Annotated in this window: 6 protein-coding genes and 1 pseudogene; 2 read left to right on the forward strand and 5 right to left on the reverse strand. The window is 66.0% G+C overall.

The window, feature by feature from the left end:
• Positions 1-20: 20 nt before the first annotated feature.
• Positions 21-1,136 carry a hypothetical protein gene (locus IBX18_RS37530; RefSeq protein ID WP_194838160.1) on the reverse strand — a complete coding sequence of 372 codons (1,116 nt, stop codon included), beginning with the start codon at positions 1,134-1,136 and terminating at the stop codon, positions 21-23.
• Positions 1,137-1,237: 101 nt separating this feature from the next.
• Between IBX18_RS37530 and IBX18_RS43545 the strand changes: the two are divergent.
• Positions 1,238-1,755 (forward strand): annotated as a pseudogene (locus IBX18_RS43545) (zinc-binding dehydrogenase); the annotation flags it as partial.
• 175 nt (positions 1,756-1,930) lie between these two features.
• Here IBX18_RS43545 and IBX18_RS37540 read toward each other — a convergent pair.
• The 4 genes from IBX18_RS37540 to IBX18_RS37555 all read right to left on the reverse strand — a co-directional run bounded on the left by IBX18_RS37540 (position 1,931) and on the right by IBX18_RS37555 (position 6,775).
• A complete protein-coding gene (locus IBX18_RS37540; protein ID WP_194838161.1) occupies positions 1,931-3,511 on the reverse strand; it encodes a GMC oxidoreductase in 1,581 nt (526 codons plus the stop codon).
• A 214-nt stretch (positions 3,512-3,725) separates the two neighbouring features.
• Positions 3,726-5,060, reverse strand: coding sequence for a lipase family protein (locus IBX18_RS37545; RefSeq protein ID WP_194838162.1), 1,335 nt, complete (start codon positions 5,058-5,060; stop codon positions 3,726-3,728).
• A gap of 174 nt (positions 5,061-5,234) precedes the next feature.
• Complete coding sequence (locus IBX18_RS37550) at positions 5,235-5,924, reverse strand: TetR family transcriptional regulator (RefSeq protein ID WP_306796577.1); 690 nt, start codon at positions 5,922-5,924, stop codon at positions 5,235-5,237.
• Between the two features lie 137 nt (positions 5,925-6,061).
• On the reverse strand, positions 6,062-6,775 hold the full coding sequence (locus tag IBX18_RS37555) for a DUF899 family protein (RefSeq protein WP_194838163.1): 714 nt from the start codon (positions 6,773-6,775) through the stop codon (positions 6,062-6,064).
• Positions 6,776-6,938: 163 nt separating this feature from the next.
• On the opposite strand from IBX18_RS37555, the gene IBX18_RS37560 reads away from it, so the two are divergent.
• Positions 6,939-7,328: Clp protease N-terminal domain-containing protein (locus tag IBX18_RS37560; protein WP_306796578.1), on the forward strand; the 390-nt coding region annotated here is incomplete at its 3' end.

Here is a 7,328-nt window from a genome sequence, read left to right on the forward strand (position 1 = left end):
GTGGTTCCGGAATCTGCGGGTCATCGGTTGGCTCCGAAAAGATCCATGGCGGGCGGCACCAGCCGGTCGGTCACCGTGCAGTTCCCGGTTAGTTTGACCATCACCTGAATCCGAGCCGATTTGATAGCGCCGTCGGTCGCGGGAGTACCCGGCAGGTAGCCGTCGACGACGGGCCCCACCGGAAATTCGACGTAGCACAGCGGACCGGCTGAATTCTGGTCGCGTTTGGTCAAAGCGGGTTTGCCGTTGATCTGTTCGACTTGATATCCGGAGACCGGCGCCATTGCGCTTCCGGCGCTGGACGCTTTGAAGGACACCCCGACGAGGTCGTCGGTGCGTGGACCGGTCGCGTTGGGCAGATTGACGGTGAACTTGCACTCGTACGGTGTGACCTCGGCGTCGAACCTGATCACGTGATGGTTCGGCGGAAGATGCGCCATGATCTCGCAGGGACTGCGCTGCGTGAGCGGGACCGCGACCAGTGGGCGAGCTCGCCTCGGGATTCGTTGCTCGCGGAATGCGGTGACTACATTGGCGACGGTTTCCTCGGCCACTGTGCAGCCGAAGGATTTCGGGGTGAATCCCATCGTGCGAACGAGGGCGTAGGCGACGGCCGGAACCTCGACAATATCCGGATTCGACTGCCCCCCACCGGATACTGCTGGAAAACGTAGCGGCACCGTGTAGGCGCACTCACCGCTGAAGGCTCGATCAGGGCTCACTGTCACGGCTTCGCCTGCGATCTGTTTGGTCGTCGTCTCACTGCTTCGGGGTGGGCTGGACTCGAGCTCGACCAGAACGGCTGAGTGATACTGATTGCGGTCATTCTGCAGGAATCCGAGCCTGCATTCGCCGATCCTCTGCCACGGCCCCACTGTGGAGATCTGACCATAGGTCGCGATCTTGGCCTGATCGAAGAACCCGCACGGGTCGACCGACCTGATCTGTTCAGCAAGGTCGAGCTTCTGGCGATCTCCCGGCGGCACCTGCACACCAAAGACTTCCGATAATTCTGACCCCCGGGAGGGTTCGGCCGTCCCGGGCATGACCTGCGAGCATCCCCCCACCAGTATCGCCAGCAACGCCGGCAGTAAAATTCGAACTGTTCGCATAACCGCCCCTTCCTCGGCCCACACGCCTGTGAGCATAACGGGGAGGTCTTTCCCACGGCGTCCGGCGTGGGCGGGGTCGTCCCAGCGATTGTCGGCCGGAGGTGGACTCCGAACGTAATGGGCTGAGCGTGCGGATCCTTCGCCTCGTCGGCGTCCAACCCGGCCAGACACTGCTGGTCAGTGGCGCGGCCGGCGGGGTCGGGTCGGCGGTGTTGCAGATCGCTCGCTACCGAGGCATCGCGGTTATCGGCACTGCCGGGCCCGCCAACCAGGACTACGTGCGCAGCCTCTGCGCCCGCGCCACCACCTACGTCCCGGGCTGGGGCGAGCGGGTACGTGCGCTCGGCCGGGTCGATGCTGCCCCGAATCACAACGGCGCCGGCGTGCTCAGCGGACTGCTCGACCTGACCGGAGACCCGGACAAGGTGATCACCATCGCCGACCTGAGGCCCCGATGCTCGGCATCCGCTTCGCCGGCGTCGGCGACAACATGCCCGAGGCACTCGACGAAGCCGTCGACCTCATCACCCGCGGGAGACTTTATATTCCGGTCGCACAGGCATACTCGCTCACCGAAGCCGCCGCCGCGCACGCGGACAGCCAGGCCGGATACACTCGCGGTCGCCGAGTCCTGCTCGTCTGAGCCGAACCACGGGTGAGCGGTCCGCACCCGGAGGCCGACGAATCCTGATATGCGGACAAAAGGTTTGAGCAATCCCGACGGCGTCCGCCTCGACCCGGCTGATCGAGGCGACCATCGCGCGGTAATAACCTGGACTGAATCCTCGTCGGCACCTGTGAGTTTCGCTATCGCCCTCTCAGATCAGCGAGCCGATGTCCTGGGCGACGATCTGGTCGAGTGCACGTTCGGCGACGGCGGCGATGGTCATGGAGGGGTTGCAGGCGGCGGTGTTGCCGGGCATCAGTGCGCCGTCGAGGACGTAGAGGCCGGGGTGGCCGTGGACTCGGCCTTCGAGGTCGCAGACTGCGCCCATGCTTGCGCCGCCTAGTGGGTGCCAGGTGGTGGGGAAGAGGGTGTTGGTGTCGATGAGCGTGCTGTCGGGGCCGGCGATTTTGTGTACTGCCGGGCCGATGTGGTGGTGCTGGATGTGGTTGTCGCCGTTGGCGGGCCAGCGCAGGATGGCGTCGTCGCGGCCGGGGTCGTAGGTGAAGGTGCCGCGGCTTTCGCTGACGCCGTAACCGACCAGCATGGTGCTGCGGGGGTCGAGGGAGAGTGGGGGGATGGAGGCTTGGATGACGGTGTGGGCGGTGTTCGGGTCAGTCCAGTTGAGACTGCCGAAGACCACCGGGCCGCCTTGTGGCGCAACGAATTCCGCGGAGGGGTCGGTCCAGACGTAGATGCGGTCGGCGTTGGAGCCCCAGTTCTGGCCGAGGGCGTCGGGTAGGTCGGGGATCAGGTCCTTGCCGCCTGCTCGCATCAGTAGTCGGGTGGTGTTCAGGCTGCCGGCGGCCATGATTAGTGCGCCGGTGGTCAGCACCTTGTGTTCGAGCACGGTGCCGGTGGTGTCGAGTCGTTGCACGTGGACTTTCCAGCGTCCGTCGGCGGCCCGCTCGACATCGGTTACCTCGTGCAGGGTTTCGACCCGCGCCAGGCCGGTGGCTTCGGCGGCGGCGATGTAGGTGACGTCGACCGAGTGTTTGCCGCCGTTGTTGACGCCCATGGCTCCGTCGCCGTTGGTGTAGGACGGCTTCATTTCTCCGCGCAGTTCGGCGAGGGAGAAATCCCAGTCGATGGGCATGGGAATCTTCGACAGCGGCAGGCCCGCGTTGCGGACTCGGTCGGCGAATACCCTTGCGGCCCGGTAATTCTCGGAGGCGATTAGTTCATCGGGTGCTTCGGCCAGGCCGAGCATCTTCGCGACCCTCGGGTAGTGGACTCGGTTCATCAGCGCCCAATCCAGCTCCTGCGGGAAATGGGTATTGAACACCGTCTCGGCGGGTTGCAGCGACATCCCTTGATAGACAAGGGAACCGCCGCCGACGCCGGCCGCGCACAGTGCGGTCATGTTCTCGCCGGGCACCGCCTCCACCAGACCGGTGTAGGGGTCGAACACCATCGGCCGCCCGAAAACGTTGGGGCTGGAGCGGTACCACAGGAACCGCTTGTCCGGCGCCAGTGCCCGAGGGAAGGTTTCGGCGTTCGGTCCGGTCGGCCAGCGGAGCCCGCGCTCGAGTACGGTCACGGGCACGCCCGCCTGGGCCAGCCGCAGCGCGCTGACGCCGCCACCGAAGCCGGAGCCGACGATCACTACCCGGTGGTCCTCGTGGGTCAGCGGGATGTGGTTCACCTGGGCGGCGGCGTGCGGCGCCCGGACCATGGCGGCGGCGCCGGTCGCGGCGATACCGGTCAACAGTGACCGGCGCGAAATCGCTGTCATAACAAAGCTTTCGGTGGTAGTCGTCGGTCGAAACCGAGCGCTGAACCTCTACCCCGGAGCGGATGAGGGCATGGCGAGGCATGAGCCGTTGATGGTGGCGTCGAGACTGAGCGCTGAATTTCTAGCCGGAGCGGATCAGGGCATGGTTAGGCACGAGCCGTTACTGGCGGCTCGAGCGTCGGTGAGCGCCGATTCGTCAGCGGCGCACGGTGTTTCAGTCGATGGTGCAGCCGGCGACCGGTTTGTCGGCGAGGCGATCCAGCAGGTAGGTGATCGCATTGTCCGGCCCGAATCCGTCGATCATTTCGGGCCCGAAATGATTGGGGATGGTGGCGCCGGAGAAGATCGGCGGCAGGTTGTTGGTGCGGAAGGTGACGGTGCCGCCCTTGGCGCACCAGTCTTCGGCGAGCCTGCGGGCCTGGTTGTAGGGGACGGTGTCGTCGTTGAGCCCGCTGGTGATCAGCATCGGGGTGGTGGGTGCGATGCCGCCCGCGCGGAGTTCGGCGAGTGCGGGGGCGGCCTCGGGGATGTCGTGCAGATGCTCGATGAGGGGGCGGCCGTCGATGGTCAGCGAGCTGGTTTTCAGGAACGGCTGCTTGACGATCACGTCGCCGATGCACTCGGTGCTGAGGGTGTGCAGCATGTCGCGCCCGGCGGGGCTGGTGACCCGGCCGACCGCTGCGTTCAGCTCGGGGTAGCGGGCGAGCAGGCCGTTGATCGCGAAACCGATGGCGCCGCCGATCAATGCACCGTCGATGCGCTCGAGGACGGCCGTCAGGTCGGCGACGGGTCCGCCGGCCCAAGTTCCTTTGAGGTTCAACTCGGGCGCGTAGGAGGGGAGCAGTTCCGCGGCGCCCGCGGTGGCGCCGCCGCCTTGGGAGTAACCCCAGAAGACGAGCGGAGTGTCGGGGCCGACGCCGCCGAGGTTGTTGGCGGCGCGGGCGCCGTCGAGGATCGCGTGCCCGCCTTCGATGCGATTGGCGAAGGTGTGCATTCCCGGCGTGCCGAGTCCGATGTAATCGGTGACAAGGACGCGCGCGCCGAGTGCACTCCATACGGCAGAGGAGGGCAGTTCTTGGTTGGCTGATAGGGACACCGACGGGTCGGCGGAGAGGGTCACGCCGCTGGCGAAGGCCACCGACATGGCGCAGTGGTCGGCTTGACCCGCGGTGCCGGGACCGATGACGACGGTGGGGCGCGGCCCCGCGCCGCGCCATGGGCCCGACGCCTCGATGTAGGTTCCGGTGATCGCAGTCGGCGTGCCGTCCTGTAGTCGGCTCGCATACATGACGTGCTGTGCCTTGACCGGCCAGCCTGCTGCGGTGGGCGGAGTCGCGAGGATGGTCATGGGCTCGGCTTTGATGATCGCGCCCGGGGTGGCCGGAATCTGCGCGGGCGGTGTGTAGAACGCGCTCACCGGGGCGGCCGCCGCCTGCTGTGTATTGATGCCGACTCCGCCGATGGCGACGGCGCACGCCGCTGCCATCGCACCCGCTGCCACCCGAGACAGTGCCTTCGCCCGCGTGCGCAACCTGTGCTGCTCGTACATGTGATGGCTCTCCGCTTCCTGCCCGGCCTCGTCGCCGCTGAACTGAGTCGCGATAGCTATGACGTATGACTCGGGTCACAGCGGTGCGATGCCCGGAACAGTAACACGGTTACTGGCCGACGGGGAACCGCCGGAAACTGTTGAAGTTCACGCCGTCTCGGCGGCGCCCCGGTCTCAGGTGGCGGACACACCGTGGGTTTCGCTGCCGGGTTGCGGGCTCGGCAGGAAGGGCGCCGCGAGAGCCGGATTCACGCTCCAGCGGGGTGCGTCGTTGCCGGGAGCGGGACCGGTCGCCGCCGCAGCCTCTGCGCTGTTATCACTGGTCAGGCGGCGAACAGTGCGTTCGAGAATGGGCAGGATCTCGGTGATTTCGAGACTGCCGTCGGCGTACCGCCCGATCAGCGCGTAGGCCATATTGGCCAGGATCAACGCGACGTCCTCGAGGTAGGAGGGATCGGCGCGCTCGAACAGCGGTGAGGCGACCGGCAGGATCGCGTTGATGCCTTGATTGTCGAGCCGGTGTCCGTTTTCGGTGGCCCGGGCCCGGTGGTAGGCCTCGAGCATCCGTGGATTGCGTTCCCACGGTTCGAAGACGTACCCCAGGGTGCGCATCAATCCGTCGTACAAACTTTCGTGCGCGGCCGGCTGTTCCATGCCCGCGTAACTGTTGGTCGCCATCCAACGCTCGACGGCGGCGATCAGCAACGTGTCGCGATCAGGGAAATGCTTGTAGACCGTGGCGAGGGAGACGTGCGCGCGACGGGCGACCTCCCGGAGCTGAACGGCGTCGTACCCCTCGGAGTCCAGCAGCTCGAGCACTACATCGATGATGGCCTGCGCCGTGGATATCGCCTTTGCTGCCACTCGCTTACGGTAGCGCCGGATCGGAGCTGCCTACCACTCCGGTCCGGCGGGTCGCCTGTGCCGAATTACGCCTCCTGCGCGGCGGCCTCGGCGCGCTGAGTTCGCGCGTGCCGCATAAGTTTCGGCGCGGGTACCGATCAGGCCCGGCGCTCACGGCCGGCGTAGTGGTTCTCGGCGTACCACTCGCCGCGGCCTGCGGGCAGTAGATCGAGGACGTTCCACACCGGGGACAACAGATCGATGCCGCGTTGGGCGTCGTCGTGAAAGTTTGCGGGCAGTGTGTAAAAGTGCCGCACCCGGTCGCCCTCGGTGGTGAAGACGCTGATCATCGGGCGCTGATCACCGTTGGGCCGCTCGGCGTTCAGGTCGGCGTTGAAGGTCGTGTCGTGGCTGGAGAGGATGCGCAGCCCGTCCCATCCGCGCCGCAAGGCCCATCCGCGCAGCTTCGGCAGCGGCGCCTTGGCGATGACGGCGAAGCTGGTGCGCTGGCCCAGATGATGGGCGACGCCCTGGAATCCGTCGACCCACAGCGAGCACATCGGGCAGGCTTCGTCGTCGTCCGGATGGAACATCAGGTGGTAGACGACCAGAGTTTCGTGCTGCCCGAACAGGTCTCGCAGTTTCGTGGTCCGGATCGGTTCCGGCTGACCGAGGTCGGCCGGGCCCTCGGCGAAGGAGTAGTCGTCGACGAGGAGCCCCTGGGGTACTCGTCGGCGCGCGGCGGCCACGTTCTCGATTTGATCGCGCAGCGTGCGCTCGGCCTTCGCCAGTTCGATACGGGCAGCGATGTACTCCGCGCTCGCGCCCTCGGGCCACATCGGCTCCATCGTTGCGGCATCCACTTCGCCCATGACGGGTTGATCTCCTTTGGTTTCGGATAGTGAACCTGCCGCTGGTCACGGTAGAGCACGGGCGTCGAGCGCGCGAGAGAACCGCGAACTCGGGGTTGCCTCCGCCATGTTCACAGTTACTATAGGTTTATATACCTACCTGCACGGTGGTGAGGAGCGCGGCATGTTCGAGAGGTTCACCGACCGCGCGAGGCGTGTCGTTGTCCTGGCCCAAGAAGAGGCCCGGATGCTCAACCACAACTACATCGGTACCGAGCACATCCTGCTGGGGCTGATTCATGAGGGTGAGGGTGTCGCGGCGAAGTCGCTGGAGTCGCTCGGCATTTCGTTGGAGGGCGTGCGTAGTCAGGTGGAGGAGATCATCGGGCAGGGCCAGCAGGCTCCGTCGGGTCATATCCCGTTCACCCCGCGTGCCAAGAAAGTCTTGGAGTTGAGTCTGCGTGAAGCGTTGCAGCTCGGCCATAACTACATCGGTACCGAGCACATCCTGCTCGGGCTCATCCGTGAGGGTGAGGGCGTGGCCGCGCAGGTGCTGGTCAAACTCGGTGCTGAT

Source organism: Nocardia sp. XZ_19_369 (genome assembly GCF_015355715.1).
Lineage (GTDB): Bacteria > Actinomycetota > Actinomycetes > Mycobacteriales > Mycobacteriaceae > Nocardia.